We start from the raw sequence: 14,596 nt of genomic DNA on the forward strand, positions 1-14,596 counted from the left end.
TCGAAAGGCGGTGATCGGCGTGGCGGTGGACTCGGCTGTCCTCCGCCGCGATGGGCTTATCCCGGCGATGCCGCCGTCCCGCCGGAGCGGGACATGGTCACAGCGGCTGCAACGGCATCGTCAGCGTCACCCGGGTGCCGGCATGCTGCCGGTCGTGATGCAGCAGCGCACCCAGGCTGGTCGCCATCGCCTGGACGATGCGGGTGCCGAGACCGGTTCCCTGCGGAGAATCGTCGCCGGAAAAACCGACGCCGTCATCCTCGACGCTCACCGACAGTTGTCCCTCGGCGGCCTTCGCCCGGACACGGATGCTGCCGAACCGGCCTTCGGGATAAGCATATTTACAGGCATTCGTGACCAGCTCTGTCACGATCACCGCCAGGGACACCGCCTTGTCGGTCGGCACCGAAACCGCATCGGCGACGACGACGAAGCTGTCCGGGCGCCGGGAGGCCATCGCGGTGTGCATTTCGGCGAGAAGCGTTTCCAGATACGCATCGAAGCGGACGGAACGCACGTCGTCGGAGGTGTAGAGGCTCCGGTGGATGCCGGCGATCGCGGTGATGCGCGCCTGGGTCTCCTCCAGGGCGGCGCGGGCCATGGAATCGGACAGGCCTGACCGCTGCATCCGCACGAAGGCAGCCACCAGGGCCAGGCTGTTGGCGACCCGGTGGTTGACCTCCTTCAGCAGCAGTTCCGCCCGGTCCCGCGCGGCGCGCACCTCCTGCTCCGCCCGTTCCCGTTCCCGGCGCAGTTGGGCCTTCTCGAGCGCCTGCCCGATCGCCGCCGCCAGCAGGTCGAAGAATCCCTCGCCGGTTTCCTTGGGAACGTAATCGTCCGCGCCGGCCTTCAGCGCGGCGACCGCCACCCGCGTGTCACCGGCGCCGGTGACATAGACGACCGGCGGAGCGTTCTCCCTGGACAGCAGGGCGGGCAGGATGTCCAGCCCGGTCGCGCCCGGCATCTCGTGGTCCAGACCGACCACCGCGATGCCGCCCCGCTCCAGCCGCTTCAAGCCTTCCTGGCCATCCTTCGCCCACTCCACCGCGTAACCGCGCCGTTCGAGCCGCCGTTGCACCAGCCGCGCCAGGGCAACGTCGTCGTCGATGTAGAGGATGCGTATGGCCGGGTCGGTCATGCCTCCGCCTCTGGGACCTGGATGACGGAGAAGAACAGCCCCAGCTGCCGGATCGCGGTGGCGAAGCTTTCGTAATTCACCGGCTTGGTGATGTAGACGTTGGCCCCGATGTCGTAGCAGCGCTGGATTTCCTGCCGGTCGTCCGTGGTGGTCAGCACCACGACGGGAAAACGCTTGGTATGGGGGTTGGCCTTGAGCCTGGACAGGATGTCGACGCCCGTCATGTCCGGCAGGTTCAGGTCCAGCAGGATCAGAAGCGCGCGGCCCATGCTGGCCTGACCGGACCCATCCGCTCCGAACAGATAGGCGAGCGCGCTGGTGCCGTCGGTGAAGGGCACGATCTCGTTGGTCACGCCGGCGCGCCGGATGTTCTTCTCGATCAGCCGGGCGTGGCCCTCGTCGTCCTCGATCATGACGATGCACACCGTCTGGGGGTCACGCATCATGAGCAGGCTTCTCCGAGGCCAGGGTGAGGATCCTGGGAAGGCTTATGCGAAAGACGCTGCCCTGTCCAGGAACCGAATCGACGGTGACGTCGCCCTGCAGGCGCCGAACCAGCGTCCGGACATAGGCCAGCCCGATCCCTTCCCCGGGACGGTCCTGCACGCCGGATCGGCGGAACAGTTCGAAGATGCGTTCATGGTCCTGCGGCGCGATGCCGCGGCCGTTGTCCGCGACCTCGAAGGTCAGGCGATCCTCCTCGGCGCGTCCCCGGATGGCGATCCGGCCGGGCCGGGCCGGGTCGAGATACTTGATCGCGTTGTCGAGCAGATTTCCGAACACCTGTTCCAGGGCGAGCCGGTCGGAGACCAGGGACGGCAGGGGGCCGGCGATGTCGATGGCGCAGCGCAGTTCGCCGGCCCGGTGGCGGAAGCTGCCGACCGCGTTTTCCAGGAGAGCCTGCATCGACACCGGTTCGGGGCTGAGCGTACGGCTGCCCTGGCGCGACAGGGCGAGGATGGCGTTGATCAGGCGGTCCATCTTCGTCGTCGAGGTGCGGATGAAGCCGATGGCCTCCGGCATGTCCTCGGCCACCGCCCGCCGCGCCTCAGCCGCCATGGGGTCGTCGCCCTCCGCCGGCCGACGGTCGAGGTCGGCGGTCACGCTCGCCAGCCCCGCCTCCAGCTCGCTAGTGAAGCCCATCACGTTCACCAGCGGCGCGCGCAGGTCGTGGCTGACGATGTAGGCGAAACGCTGGATTTCGTCATTGGCCCGCTGCAATTCCATGGTGCGGTCGGACACGCGCTGTTCCAGCGAGTCGTTCAGGGACTGGATCGCGCGCTGCGCCTGCATGAGGGCGCGCGTGTAGCTGAGCGCGATCCATACGGCGCCGCCGACGACCAGCAGGATGAACAGGCCGCCCAGGTTCGCCACCCAGCCCGATATCCTGGCCTGACGGGTCAGGGCGCCGAGCTGGGTGTCGAGCTGGGCGTCGGCGGGGGTGATCAGGTCGGCGAGCGAACGCCGGGCATCGTCCATCAGACTCATGCCGCGGCCGGTGCGCACGATGGCCAGGGACTCGTCCCGGCGTCCGGCCTTCATCAGGGCGATGGTCTCCGCCAGTTCCTCCCGTTTGCCGGCGGCAAGGACGGCGAGGCGGTCGACGATGCGCAGCTCGTCGGCGTTCCCGTCGGCAAGCTCGCGCAGACGGGCGATCGTGCTTTCCACCGCGGCGTCGGCGGCCTCGTAAGGCTTGAGGTACCGGCGATCCTCGGTGAGCAGATAACCGCGCTGCCCGATCTCGGCGTCCTGCAACTGGCTGAGGAGGGTCCCGGCGGCCACCCGCAGGGCGGTCATCCGGCTGAGGGACCCGGAATATTGCCGTGTGCTGTCGGCCAGCCACCCCGACATGACGATGATCGCCAGCAACGCCAAGGCGGCGGCGAGCAGCATCAGAAGGGCGCGGCGGGTGACGGTGCTGCCGGACATGTGCATCGCGGATGGCCGACCGGTGCGAGGAAGGGGTGGGGTCCTCTACCAACTCACCGCGCGATTGGCAATCCGCTGCCGATCGGGGTAGTGCGATCGACCTATGTTGTTGCTGATACCCGCCTTCCGGCGAAAGGGATCGGCAGTCATGACTGGGTCCAGATCGGCAGGATCGAGGCAACCAGCAGAAGCGCCAGCGCGATGTTGAGAGCCCTCCATTCCCAATCCCGGGTCAGGACGCGCCGGAGCAGCTGGCCGCCCAGGCACCAGACCGACAACGAGAACGAAGCGAAGCATCCGAACACGAATCCAAGGAGAACGGCGGTTGCGACCGGCCCGTCGGCGATCGACGAAAATGATGCGGCGGCTCCGGTGGTCATCGCCCAACCCTTCGGATTGTAGAGGACCAGCCAGGCGCCGCCGGCGATGCTCGCCGGGCTGGCGGCCGATCCGGTCGTCTTGGGGGCACCCGTTCGGGACAGCTGGAGCGCCAGCCACAAAAGATAAAGCGTTCCTGCGATCTTCACCGCCGTTTGTATCACCGGTACGGCAACGAATATCCCCTCGATCCCGGCCGCTGCGGCGGCGGCCATGACGGCGAGGCCCAGGGATATTCCAAGGATCAGCGGAAGCGATCGCCGATAGCCGAAGTTCATGCCCGATGCGGTGGCAAGCGCCGTGGCCCCGCCTGGAGACATCGTCGCCGCCAACACGAAAAGTGCGAGACCGTCTAACGTTTGCATCCTTCCTACCCCCGACCCGATGAGCGGAGTTCCGGTTAAAACCGTCTGGGGAATTAGGAAATGGAATAATCATAATCTCATGCATTACGCAACCTAATGGAAGACGAAACTGTCGGCATCACTCCGATCAAGGGTGCCGCGGTTGCGTCCCTCCTGAAGACGCCTCGCGGGCGGCTTCCATCTTTCGTCATTTTTTGAAGCTGTTGGGATGGACGAGTGGTTTTCCGCACCCGCACACTCGCCGTACAGTCGACGTCTCGACCTGACCGGAAGGAGCGTGCGCGCGATGGAGCCCATCCTGTGGGAATGGATCAACGCCCTGGCGCGGTGGCTGCACGTCATCACCGCCATCGCCTGGATCGGATCGTCCTTCTACTTCATCCATCTCGACGCCTCGCTGCGCCGCCGCGCCGGTGCGCCGGCCGGGACGGCGGGCGACGCCTGGCAGATCCATGGCGGCGGCTTCTACCACATGACCAAATACATGGTCGCCCCGCCGCAGCTGCCGGAGGAGTTGACGTGGTTCAAGTGGGAATCCTACGCCACTTGGCTCAGCGGCTTCTTCCTGATGTGCGTGCTGTATTACCGCGGCGCCGACCTGTTCCTGATCGACCAGGACGTATTGGCGCTCAATCCCTGGCAGGCGGTGGCGATCAGTGCCGGCGCGCTGGTGGCGGGCTGGGTCGCCTATGACCTGATGTGCAAATCGCCGCTGGGCCGCAACGACGGAGCGCTCGCGGTTGCCGGCTTCGTCATGCTGGTGGCGACGGCCTGGGCGATGACGAGGATCTTCAGCGGGCGCGGCGCCATGCTGCAGGTCGGTGCCCTGATGGCGACGATGATGGCCTGCAACGTCTTCATGCTGATCATTCCCAACCAGCGCAGGACGGTGGCCGCCATGCTGCGCGGCGAGACGCCGGACCCGTCGCTGGGGAAGAAGGCCAAGCAGCGGTCGCTGCACAACAACTACCTGACCCTGCCGGTCGTCTTCCTGATGCTGTCCAACCATTATCCGCTGGTCAGCTCCACCCGTTACAACTGGGTGATGGTGGCGCTGGTGCTGGTGGTCGGCACGGCGATCCGCCATTTCTTCAACAGCCGCCATGCCGGCAAGCCGACGCCCTGGTGGACCTGGGGCATCGCCGCCGCCGGCATGCTCGGCTGCGTCTGGCTCAGCACCTTGGGGCCGGCGACCGGCGACACGGCGGCCGGAGCGCCGGTCAAGGTCGGCTTCAATCAGGTGGAGGAGATCGTCTCCACCCGGTGCAGCATGTGCCACGCCGCCCAGCCGGTGTGGGAGGGCATCGCCACCGCGCCGCGCGGCGTCGTGCTGGAGGGCGACGGCATCCGCCGCCATGCCGAGCAGATCCGCTTGCAAGCCGGCTTCAGCAGCGCCATGCCCCCGGCCAACATCACCGGAATCACCCCGCAGGAACGCGCGGTATTGGCGGCGTGGTCGGGTGACACGAAATAACTCTCTCGCCTCTCTATCTACCATCAGGGCTCCGAAGCCGGGTTAAGAAGGGCGCCTATAAGCCCTCTCCCCCTGGGGCTATGGGATGCACAGATCGCGCTTCTGCGAACGAGATGCAACTTTCTCTAGCGAATAGCCCCTCTCCCCTCGCGGGAGAAGGGTTGGGATGAGGGGGCGGCCGGCCGGAGGTCGGTGGAAATCAAACTTGCGCCCCCTCACCCCACCCCCTCTCCCGCGAGGGGAGAGGGGCTACGCGCAACGTTAAGATGCTTTTCCTGCCGCAAGCGCGAGATCTGTGCATCCCGTAGCCCCCCTGGGGAGAGGGTTGGATGAGGGGGCAGCGCGGGCGGGACGCCCGTGCCAGGGGATTGCCAAGGGGCAGTATGCCCCTTGGCGGCGCGCGAAGCGCGCCGGCCCCCTCACCCTCCCCACGCCTTCGGCGTGGGTCCCCTCCCTCTCCCCGGGGGAGAGAGGGCCTTACGTCGCATACCGTTAACCTGACTTCGTTACCCTGTATCTACCATTTGCCAGTTGGACCCCAATGCCCGACCAGTCCATTGCTGCCGCCATCCGTGGCCGCCTGCTCAGCTTCCATCGCGCGCCCGCCGGGCCGGGGGACCTCGACTGCCTGACCTATCATGACGACGGGCTGCTGCTGGTCGGGGCCGACGGGCGCATCCTGGAGGTCGGGGCGTGGACCGATCTGCGCGGTCGGGTTCCGGAGGGGGTGGCGGTCGACGACCACAGCGGCAAGCTGGTCCTGCCGGGCTTCATCGACACCCACATCCATTTCCCGCAGACCCAGGTCATCGCCTCCTATGGTGCCCGGCTGCTCGACTGGCTGGAGAAATACACCTTCATCGAGGAGCAGCGCTTCGCCGATCCGGCCCATGCCGCCGCCAATGCCGGCTTCTTCATGGACGAGCTGCTGCGCAACGGCACGACCACGGCGGTGGTCTATGGGTCCGTCCATCCGCAGTCGGTCGACGCCCTGTTCGCGGAGGCCGAGGCGCGCGGCGCCGGGCTGATCGCCGGCAAGGTGATGATGGACCGCCATGCCCCGCCGGCCCTGACCGACACGGCGGAGAGCAGCTACCGCGAGAGCAAGGGTCTCATCGGCCGCTGGCACGGGCGGGGCCGGCAGCGCTATGCCGTCACCCCGCGCTTTGCCATCACCTCGACCGAGGCGCAGCTCGAAGCGGCCGGCGCCCTGCTGCGCGAGCATCCCGGCGTCCACATGCAGACGCATCTGTCGGAGAACACCGACGAGATCGCCGAGGTGCGCCGCCTGTTCCCCCGTGCCCGCGACTATACCGACGTCTACGACCGCTTCGGGTTGCTGGGGCCGACCTCGCTGTTCGGCCACTGCATCCATCTGTCGGAAGCCGAGATGGCCCGGCTGTCGGAGAGCGGGTCGGTCGCCGTGTTCTGTCCGACCAGCAACCTGTTCATCGGCAGCGGCCTGTTCGACCTCGATGCCCTGTCGAAGCCGGAGCGGCCGGTGCGTACCGCCATCGCCACCGATGTCGGCGGTGGCACCAGCTATTCCATGCTGCGCACGGCGGCGGAGGCCTACAAGGTGCTGCAGCTTCGGCGCCGGAATCTGCCGGCGCTCGCAGCATTGCACTGGATGACCCGCGGCAATGCCGAGGCGCTGGGCATGGGCGGCGAGATCGGCAGCCTGGAGCCCGGCCGCTGGGCCGATCTCGTCGTCCTCGACCCGGCGGCGACGCCCGCTATGCGACATCGCATGAAGACGGTCGACGGCGATTTGGAGGAAGAGCTGTTCATCCAGGTGACGCTGGGCGATGACCGCTCGGTCGCCGCGACCTATCTGCGCGGCCGCATCTCGCACCTGCGGCAATCGGACGCTTGACCCAAGACCTTGGTCCCTGTAGGAGTTCCGCCGTCATTGGGGAGTAGCCACCCTCCGGCATCGGTCCGGCGGGGTTCGCGTCAACAGACTTGGATGGTTCCGGCCTCCGGCCGTTACCACCATGGCGCGCACGGCGGCCAGAGGGTCGACCCGGCGAGACCAGTGGATCGGACATCTCCGCGGCCAGCCGGAGTGCGTCCGGTTCCACTGTGTTGTCTGGCCCGGGAATAGCCATGATCGCCACGTCCCTCGTGCTCGCCTTCAGCCTTTCCATGGATAGCTTTGCCGCCGCGCTCGGTCGCGGCGCCTGTTCGCGCCGTGCCGGCCTGCCCGAGGCGATGCGCGTCGGCGCCGCCTTCGGCGTTTGCCAGTTCGCCATGCCGCTGGTCGGCTGGGGCGTCGGCATCGCCTTCGCCAGCCTCGTCGAGTCGGTCGATCACTGGATCGCCTTCGGCCTGTTGCTGGCTGTCGGCGGTGCGATGCTGCGCAACGCCATCCTGGACGGCGAAGAGGACGCCGAGGAGGATTGCGGCCCGGCGCGCAGCCCGCGTGCCGAATGGCTGGCCCTGCTGACCACCGCCGTCGCCACCAGCATCGACGCCGCCGCCGTGGGCGCCGGTCTGGCGCTGGTCGATGTCGACATGGTGACGACATCGGTGCTGATCGGCGTGGTGACCTTCGCGGTGGCGTTCGGCGGCGTGCTGATCGGGCGTGCGGCCGGTGCGCATCTGGGACGCTGGGCCGAGATGGCCGGCGGCGTGGTGCTGATCGGGCTGGGGGCGAAGATCCTGCTGGAACATACGCTGGGGTAAGTCGGCCACCTGTCGGCGGCAACCGCTCACCAGCGCGCTTCGTCCGTGCCGAGCAGTCCGGCCGGTCGGTCCCAGCGGATCGGCGATCCTTCGACGGTTGCGGCGGGCTTCAGGCGCAGGGCCGGTCCCCAGGCCGTATCCTCCGGACCGCCGACAAAGTCGCGGGCGTCGGCGGCCGGCATGGAGGAGCCGTTCTCCAAGGACGGCAATTTGGCCAGCAACGCCCCGACCCGGGCCAGCGACGTGCGCCAGCTCGATCCCCGCCCGTCCGCGAGCCGGCGGGTCAGGCCGCGCACCGCGGCGGTGGCCAGAAGATAGCCGGCGGCATGGTCGAGCGCCTGGACGGGCAGGGGGCTGGGCCGGTCGCTGCCATAACGGCGCATCCCTTCTGCTGCGATGCCGCCGCTCATCTGCACCAGACTGTCGAAGCCCCGCCGGTTCCGCCAGGGGCCGGTCCAGCCATAAGCGTTCAGCGACACGTCGATCAGGCCGGGACGGAGGCGTTGCCGGGTCCCGAGGTCGAGCCCCAAACCTTCGAGTGCATCGGCGCGATAGCCGTGCACCAGCAGGTCGGCCTGGGCCAGCAACTCCGTGAAGCGTGTCCGCTGGTCGGGATCGCGCAGGTCGAGGCGGGCGCGGCGCTTGCCGAGCGTCATTTCAGGGAGAAGGGCGGGTTCGTCCCACCAGGGCGGGTCGATGCGCAGCACTTCGGCTCCGAAGCCGGCGAGGAACCGCGTGGCGGTCGGTCCGGCAAGGACGCGGGTCAGGTCCAGCACCTTCACGCCGGCCAAGGGACGCTCCGGCCGGGCAGGGGGACGGGCAGGGGGGCGAACGGCGCCAGACGGCTCCTGCGCCTCGCACCACAACAGCGGCTCCCGGGCGACCGCCTGCCCCTGCGGGTGGCTTCGCCAGGATACGAGATCGCGCATCGCCGCTGCGCACCCGCCTTCGCCGACGACGGCGCTTTCCAGCGCGTCGGCGTCCCGGCGGCGGACGGCGGCGGCCACCGCATCGCGGTCGGGCGATGCGCCGAGGCAGCGAAGGGCGGCGTCGCGATGGTGCACGGCGTTGGTGTGAAGGCGGATCCAGCCATCCCTCGCCTCGTAGTCGCCGGCGATCGGGTCCCAGGCGGGCGGCAGGTTCCAGCCCAGCGGCTTCACGGAGGTTCCGAACCACAGGGAGGCCAGATGGTGGTCGACCGTCACGGACGGGCTGTGGCCGAAGGCGGCTTCCTTGAATTCGGCGACGGCCAGACCGGCCGCAGCCATTGCGGCGGTGGCCAGCGCACTGACCGCGAAGACGGAGGGAAGGTTCCCTTCGCCACGAAGCTCGACCGAGTCGAGAAGGCGGTCGTCGCCGCCGGCGGCCCGCCAGATCGCGGCAAGGGCCGTGCGTTGCGGGGAACCGGAGTCCCCGTTCATCAGCGCCATGATTTTCTCCATCGGAAGAGCGAAGTCTGCGTCGCTCCGCCTTCACTTCATCGCCGGCTGGTCATATCGTCAATCTTGATTGTTTCAATCAATATGAAGGACGCCATGGCGGTCTACCTGTCGGCCGAGGAGGCGGCGAAGCGGCTGGGAGTGTCCCGCCAGACCCTTTATGCCTATGTCAGCCGCGGCCTGCTGCAGGCCCACGCCGCGGCGGATCCACGGCAAAGCCGCTATCTGTCCGATGAGGTCGAACGGTTGAGGGCGGAGCGTAAACGCGGACGGCGGCCGAAGGAGGTCGCCAAGTCGACGTTGGATTGGGGGGTGCCGGTCCTGGAATCGGCGATCACGCTGATCCGGCGTGGGCGGCTCTATTACCGTGGACAGGACGCCGTCCGTCTGGCCGCCACGGCGACGCTGGAGGAGACGGCGGCCCTGTTATGGGGCTGCGCGGTGGAAACCGCCTTCCCGCCGGGGCCGCCGGCCTGTCTGCCCGGCTATGAGGCGCTGTTGCCGCATTGCGCGGAGGCCCCGCCGACCGAGGCGTTGCCCATCCTGCTGCTGGCGGCGGCTGCCGACGAGGCGACGGCATCCTGGCGGCCGGTCGATGGTCGGTTCTTCGAGAGTTGCGGTGGCTTGCTGCGCCTGCTCTTCGCCGCGGCACTGCGCACCCGGCCGAGCGCGGCGCCGCTGCACCGGCAGTTGGCGACCGCATGGAGGCTGGACGAGGCGGGGGCCGATCTCGTCCGCATGGCGCTGGTGCTGTGTGCCGACCATGAGCTGAACGCCTCCAGCTTCACGGCACGCTGCATCGCCTCGACCGGCGCCAGCCTGCGGGCGGCGGTCGTTGGCGGGCTCTGTGCCTTGTCCGGCACCCGGCATGGAGCGACCACCATGCGAAACGAGCATTTCTGGGCGGGACTGGCGCCAGAGGAAACCATGGCCACGCAACTCGAACGGCGGCTGGCCGCGGGCGAGAGGATTCCAGGTTTCGGACACCCGCTCTATCCCGACGGCGACGTCCGTGCGAAGGCGCTGCTGGCCCGGGTGCTGCCGGAGTTTCCGGTGGCGGCCGATCTGCTGAGCGCCGCAGAAGGACTGACCGGACAGGCGCCGACGATCGACATCGCCCTGGTGGCCCTGCGGCGGCATCTGGGATTGCCGGAGGGGGCGGCCTTCATGCTGTTCGCCCTCGGCCGCACGGTCGGCTGGATCGCCCAGGCGATGGAACAGCGGGGAACCGAGCATCTGATCCGTCCCCGCGCGATCTACACGGGGGTGCAGCCGGATGAGGCCGGCGGCGAGAGCGGGCCAGGGGCGGGGTGAGCGGCCTACGCGGCCAGCGTCATCCCCATTTCCCAGAAATCCGCCTCCAGCCGGCAGGCCTGCCGGAAGATCGTCAGCAGCCGGGGAAAGCGGGCTTCCGTCATTCCGTCTGCTGCCAGCCGGTCCAAATTGTCCCGTGCCGAACGCGCCACCTCCTGATAGGGCTCACCCGCATATTCCGCGATCCAGGCGCGGTAGGGATTGGCCTCGTCGAGTGCACCGGGCGATGCGGCCAGCCGGCGGCCGATCTCGGCATAGCCGATGACGCAGGGGCTGAGCGCGACATGCAGGTCCAGCAGGTCGCCGCGCAAGCCCGTTTCCAGCACATAACGGGTGTAGGCCATCGTCGCCTTGGCCTCCGCCGCCTGTTCCAGCTCGGCGGCCGGCAGGCCCCAGCCGGCGCACAGGCCGACATGCAGGTCCATCTCGACGTCCAGGATCGCCTTCAGCCCGCCCAGCGATGCCCGCATCTCGCGCAGGTCGCGGCCCTTGTAGATGGCGAGTGCATAGGCGCGGGCGAAATGGATCAGGAACAGATAGTCCTGCACCAGATAATGCCGGAAGCAGTCCTGCGGCAGTGTCCCGTCGCCCATCCCGCGCACGAAGGCGTGGTCGACATAGGCCGACCAGTCCGGCCGTGCCCCGGTGATGAGCCGGTCGAACAGGTCGGGGCCGGGGGCGCGGGCGGGCGGGGTCATGGCGGCGGTCTCCGGTGTCGCTGACGGAATTGGGCGGACACTCTATCCGCTATTCGCCGGATTGCAGCAACGCCCCGCGCACCCGTGCCTGATGGAAGGCGTAGAGGAACACGGCGATGCCGCCCGCCATGTAGACCATGTTCAGCCCGACCGCCCAGGCCAGATGGTCCCAGCGCAGGGTGCCGTCGAACACCAGCGCCCGCATCCCCTCGAACACATGGGCCGACGGCAGGGCCAGCGCCACCGGCTGGAGCCAGGCGGGCAGGACCGACACCGGATAATAGACGGCGCTGACCGGGGCCAGCATGAAGACGACGATCCAGGCCAGCCCCTCCGCCCCCATGCCGTAGCGCAGGATCAGCGCCACGATCAGCAGACCCAGCGACCAGCCCAGCACGATCAGGTTGGCGAAGAAGGCGGCGAGCGGCAGCCCCAGCGCGAAGACCGAATAGCCGAAGAAGGGGATCGCCAGCCCCGCCGCCGGCAGCACGCCGATCAGGGTGCGCAGCAGGCTCATGGTCATCAGCGCCGTCACCCATTCGCCGGGGCGGAGCGGGCTGACGAACAGATGGCCCAGGTTGCGCGACCACATCTCCTCCAGGAAGGAGATCGACACGCCGAGCTGACCGCGGAACAGCACGTCCCACAGCAGCACGGCGCTGACCAGCACGCCGGCGCCCTGCGCCACCCAGCCGCTGCCGCCGCCGCTGCTCGATGCCATGAACTGGTTGATGTAGCCCCACAGGATCATCTGCATGGTCGGCCAGTAGGCCAGTTCCAGGATGCGCGGCCAGGATCCGCGCAGCAGGTACCAGTAGCGCAGCACCATGGCGCCGACCCGGCGCAACGAGAAATCCGCCCGCGGAACGGCGCCTTCATTCGGCTGCATCGGCAGCCTCCCCGGCCAGGATCCTGTCGTCGGGTGCGCGGGCGATGTCCAGGAACACCTCCTCCAGGGTCTGGCGGCCATAGCGGGCGAGCAGGGCGGACGGGGCGCCGCGGTCGACGATCCGCCCCTGCCGCATCATCAGCACGCCGTCGCACAGCCGTTCCACCTCCAGCATGTTGTGGGAGGCGAGCAGGATGGTGGCGCCGGTGCGAAGGCGGTACCGCTCAAGATAGGTCCGGATCCAGTCGGCGGTGTCGGGGTCGAGCGACGCCGTCGGCTCGTCCAGCAGCAGAAGCTCCGGATCGTTCAGCAGCGCCTTCGCCAGCGCCACCCGGGTTTTCTGCCCCGCCGACAGCCCACCGGACGGGCGGTCGAGAAAACGCGACAGGTCAAGATGCTCGGCCAAGTCTTGGACGCGCTTTTTGACGCATGTCAAACCGTAGAGGTGGGCATAGACGGTAAGGTTCTCCCGCACCGTCAGCCGATGGGGCAGTTCGACGTAGGGAGAGGAGAAGTTCATGCGCGGAAGCACGGCATGCCGATGGCGCGCCATGTCGACGCCCAGGATCTCCACCGTCCCGGCCGTCGGCAGCAGAAGCCCCAGCAGCATCGAGATGGTCGTCGTCTTGCCCGCGCCGTTGCCGCCGAGAAGGCCGGTGACGCTGCCGCGCGGCACGGTGACGGAGATGGCGTCGACCGCCGTCACGCCCCGGCCGTCCGGGGTCGGGAAGCGCTTGGTCAACCCATCGGCGCGGATGGCGGGCGATTGGGCGGCGGCCGACAAGGCGGCGGCGGAAGGACGGGACGTCATGGTCTGCTCGGTCATGGGCACAGAATATGGCGGGATCGGCCGCAACCGCCAGGGGCATGACGCCCGGGGAATCCAATCATGGTGACGATCGCCAGCGCGCTGACCGCACCGATTCCGGTCTCCCCGCCGCACTGGGCGCAGCCCGACGGCCGCATCACGCTGCGCACGCTGATCCTGATCCGCTGGGTCGCGGTGCTGGGACAGTTGGCCGCGGTCGCCTTCGTCAATCTCGGGCTGGGCTTCCCGCTGCCGCTGGGGCCGGTCCTGGCCGCCATCAGCGCTTCGGCCCTGCTGAACGTGGTGGCGATGGCCCAGCGCGGCGGCCGGCTGCGGCTGGCCGACCGCGACGCGGCGCTGTATCTCAGCTACGACATGTTGCAGCTGACGCTGTTGCTCTACCTGACCGGCGGCTTGAGCAACCCCTTCGCCATCCTGCTGCTGGCGCCGATGACCGTGGGTGCGGCCATCCTGTCGCGCTACAGCACGGTGCTGCTGACCGGGCTGAACCTGATCTGCCTGACGGCGCTCGCCCTCTGGCACTTCCCGCTGCCGTGGGAGGAGCCGGTGAGGGCCATGGCGCCGCTCTATGCCTTCGGCATCTGGCTGTCGCTGACGGTGTCGTCGATCTTCATCGCCGGTTACGTCTTCCGCGTCGCCGCCGAGGCCCGCCGCTTCGCCGACGCGCTCGCCGCCTCGCAAGTGGCGCTCGCCCGCGAACAGCGGCTGGGTGCGCTGGGCGCTCTCGCCGCCGCCGCCGCGCATGAGCTGGGCTCGCCGCTCGGCACCATCGCCGTGGTGGCGAAGGAACTGGCGCACGACCTGCCGCCCGACAGCCCCTACGGCGAGGACGTCGAGCTTCTGCAGAGCCAGGTGATGCGCTGCCGCGAGATCCTGGCCGATCTGGCACGCAAGCCGGAAGCCGACGGCGGCGACCCGTTCGAGCGGCTGCCGCTGACCACGCTGATCGAAGCCGCCGCCGCCCCCCATCGGCTCGGCCACATCGACTTCGTCGTGGAGCCGCACCCGGTCGGCGAGGCGGAGGAGCCCTTCCTGCGCCGCAGCCCGGAGATCATCCACGGCATCGGCAACTTCATCCAGAACGCCCACCAGTTCGCCCGCCACAAGGTGACGGTCGCAGCCGCCTGGGACGGCCGCGGCGTCACCATCACGGTGATGGACGACGGCCCGGGCTTCCCGCCCCATCTGCTGGGACGCATCGGCGAACCGTACCTGTCCGTGCGCGGCGAGCGCTCCGGTCCGAAGGGATCGACGGGCGGCGGCCACATGGGGCTGGGCATCTTCATCGCGCAGACGCTGCTGGAGAAGACCGGGGCGACCGTGCGCTACGCCAACATCGTGCCGGAAACCATTCCGCTCCCTGAACAGACCGCCGGCGGACACGCTCCGCAGGGCGGCACCGGCGCCCGGATTTCCGTGCGCTGGAAGACCATCAACGCCAAGAAATGAGGTTTT

13 protein-coding genes and 1 riboswitch are annotated in these 14,596 nt (G+C 68.6%); of the genes, 5 read left to right on the top strand and 8 right to left on the bottom strand.

Translation table 11 applies throughout. The annotated features are described in order from the left end of the window. Nucleotides 1-97: 97 nt before the first annotated feature. From JHL17_RS12460 to JHL17_RS12475, 4 genes are all read right to left on the bottom strand, one after another. Complete coding sequence (locus JHL17_RS12460) at nt 98-1,138, bottom strand: sensor histidine kinase (protein ID WP_200193498.1); 1,041 nt, start codon at nt 1,136-1,138, stop codon at nt 98-100. Next, nucleotides 1,135-1,584, bottom strand: a complete 450-nt coding sequence (locus tag JHL17_RS12465) for a response regulator (RefSeq protein WP_200193499.1) — start codon at nt 1,582-1,584, stop codon at nt 1,135-1,137. Before JHL17_RS12465 ends, JHL17_RS12460 begins: the two co-directional genes overlap by 4 nt. Beyond that, nucleotides 1,574-3,067 (bottom strand): sensor histidine kinase, encoded by a 1,494-nt coding sequence (locus JHL17_RS12470; protein WP_247893491.1) that lies wholly within the window; start codon nt 3,065-3,067, stop codon nt 1,574-1,576. The genes JHL17_RS12465 and JHL17_RS12470 overlap by 11 nt, the downstream gene beginning before the upstream one ends. Nucleotides 3,068-3,213: 146 nt before the next feature. Beyond that, nucleotides 3,214-3,810: a LysE family translocator gene (locus JHL17_RS12475; protein WP_200193503.1), complete on the bottom strand. Its 597-nt coding sequence runs from the start codon at nt 3,808-3,810 to the stop codon at nt 3,214-3,216. Between the two features lie 286 nt (nt 3,811-4,096). Between JHL17_RS12475 and JHL17_RS12480 the strand changes: the two genes are divergently transcribed. The 3 genes from JHL17_RS12480 to JHL17_RS12490 all read left to right on the top strand — a co-directional run bounded on the left by JHL17_RS12480 (nt 4,097) and on the right by JHL17_RS12490 (nt 7,972). Beyond that, on the top strand, nt 4,097-5,284 hold the full coding sequence (locus JHL17_RS12480) for a urate hydroxylase PuuD (protein WP_200193505.1): 1,188 nt from the start codon (nt 4,097-4,099) through the stop codon (nt 5,282-5,284). 541 nt (nt 5,285-5,825) lie between these two features. Continuing rightward, nucleotides 5,826-7,160: a guanine deaminase gene (gene guaD, locus JHL17_RS12485; RefSeq protein WP_200193507.1), complete on the top strand. Its 1,335-nt coding sequence runs from the start codon at nt 5,826-5,828 to the stop codon at nt 7,158-7,160. A 26-nt stretch (nt 7,161-7,186) separates the two neighbouring features. Beyond that, a riboswitch (yybP-ykoY riboswitch) is annotated at nt 7,187-7,311 on the top strand. An 82-nt stretch (nt 7,312-7,393) separates the two neighbouring features. Further along, entirely contained in the window at nt 7,394-7,972 is a 579-nt protein-coding gene (locus JHL17_RS12490; RefSeq protein ID WP_200193509.1) for a manganese efflux pump MntP, read from the top strand. A gap of 26 nt (nt 7,973-7,998) precedes the next feature. Here the strand turns inward: JHL17_RS12490 and JHL17_RS12495 are convergent, their stop codons facing one another. Next, the gene (locus JHL17_RS12495; RefSeq protein ID WP_200193511.1) at nt 7,999-9,402 is read right to left on the bottom strand and encodes a CoA transferase; all 1,404 of its coding nucleotides are present in this window, start codon (nt 9,400-9,402) and stop codon (nt 7,999-8,001) included. A gap of 93 nt (nt 9,403-9,495) precedes the next feature. Here JHL17_RS12495 and JHL17_RS12500 point away from each other — a divergent pair, with 93 nt between their 5' ends. Then, nucleotides 9,496-10,725, top strand: coding sequence for a citrate synthase family protein (locus JHL17_RS12500; RefSeq protein WP_247893492.1), 1,230 nt, complete (start codon nt 9,496-9,498; stop codon nt 10,723-10,725). Nucleotides 10,726-10,730: 5 nt separating this feature from the next. On the opposite strand, the gene tenA is transcribed toward JHL17_RS12500, so the two are convergent. Genes tenA through JHL17_RS12515 form a run of 3 tightly spaced genes read right to left on the bottom strand, consistent with a single transcriptional unit; the run spans nt 10,731 to nt 13,123 of the window. After that, nucleotides 10,731-11,423 (bottom strand): thiaminase II, encoded by a 693-nt coding sequence (gene tenA / locus JHL17_RS12505; RefSeq protein WP_200193513.1) that lies wholly within the window; start codon nt 11,421-11,423, stop codon nt 10,731-10,733. A gap of 49 nt (nt 11,424-11,472) precedes the next feature. Next, nucleotides 11,473-12,312 carry an ABC transporter permease gene (locus JHL17_RS12510; RefSeq protein ID WP_200193515.1) on the bottom strand — a complete coding sequence of 280 codons (840 nt, stop codon included), beginning with the start codon at nt 12,310-12,312 and terminating at the stop codon, nt 11,473-11,475. Further along, complete coding sequence (locus tag JHL17_RS12515; RefSeq protein WP_200193517.1) at nt 12,299-13,123, bottom strand: ABC transporter ATP-binding protein; 825 nt, start codon at nt 13,121-13,123, stop codon at nt 12,299-12,301. Before JHL17_RS12515 ends, JHL17_RS12510 begins: the two co-directional genes overlap by 14 nt. Before the next feature lie 78 nt (nt 13,124-13,201). On the opposite strand from JHL17_RS12515, the gene JHL17_RS12520 reads away from it, so the two are divergent. Next, complete coding sequence (locus JHL17_RS12520) at nt 13,202-14,590, top strand: ActS/PrrB/RegB family redox-sensitive histidine kinase (RefSeq protein ID WP_200193519.1); 1,389 nt, start codon at nt 13,202-13,204, stop codon at nt 14,588-14,590. The last annotated feature ends 6 nt before the right edge of the window (nt 14,591-14,596 follow it).

The sequence above is a fragment of the Azospirillum endophyticum genome (assembly GCF_016595245.1).
Taxonomy (GTDB): domain Bacteria; phylum Pseudomonadota; class Alphaproteobacteria; order Azospirillales; family Azospirillaceae; genus Azospirillum; species Azospirillum endophyticum.

Excerpts from the sequence above, each read along its gene's own strand:
- JHL17_RS12465 (WP_200193499.1), bottom strand. The coding sequence starts at position 1,584 with ATGATGCGTGACCCCCAGACGGTGTGCATCGTCATGATCGAGGACGAC.
- JHL17_RS12480 (WP_200193505.1), top strand. The coding sequence starts at position 4,097 with ATGGAGCCCATCCTGTGGGAATGGATCAACGCCCTGGCGCGGTGGCTG.
- JHL17_RS12475 (WP_200193503.1), bottom strand. The coding sequence starts at position 3,810 with ATGCAAACGTTAGACGGTCTCGCACTTTTCGTGTTGGCGGCGACGATG.
- JHL17_RS12510 (WP_200193515.1), bottom strand. The coding sequence starts at position 12,312 with ATGCAGCCGAATGAAGGCGCCGTTCCGCGGGCGGATTTCTCGTTGCGC.
- JHL17_RS12495 (WP_200193511.1), bottom strand. The coding sequence starts at position 9,402 with ATGGCGCTGATGAACGGGGACTCCGGTTCCCCGCAACGCACGGCCCTT.
- tenA (WP_200193513.1), bottom strand. The coding sequence starts at position 11,423 with ATGACCCCGCCCGCCCGCGCCCCCGGCCCCGACCTGTTCGACCGGCTC.
- guaD (WP_200193507.1), top strand. The coding sequence starts at position 5,826 with ATGCCCGACCAGTCCATTGCTGCCGCCATCCGTGGCCGCCTGCTCAGC.
- JHL17_RS12500 (WP_247893492.1), top strand. The coding sequence starts at position 9,496 with ATGAAGGACGCCATGGCGGTCTACCTGTCGGCCGAGGAGGCGGCGAAG.
- JHL17_RS12490 (WP_200193509.1), top strand. The coding sequence starts at position 7,394 with ATGATCGCCACGTCCCTCGTGCTCGCCTTCAGCCTTTCCATGGATAGC.
- JHL17_RS12460 (WP_200193498.1), bottom strand. The coding sequence starts at position 1,138 with ATGACCGACCCGGCCATACGCATCCTCTACATCGACGACGACGTTGCC.
- JHL17_RS12515 (WP_200193517.1), bottom strand. The coding sequence starts at position 13,123 with ATGACGTCCCGTCCTTCCGCCGCCGCCTTGTCGGCCGCCGCCCAATCG.
- JHL17_RS12520 (WP_200193519.1), top strand. The coding sequence starts at position 13,202 with ATGGTGACGATCGCCAGCGCGCTGACCGCACCGATTCCGGTCTCCCCG.
- JHL17_RS12470 (WP_247893491.1), bottom strand. The coding sequence starts at position 3,067 with ATGTCCGGCAGCACCGTCACCCGCCGCGCCCTTCTGATGCTGCTCGCC.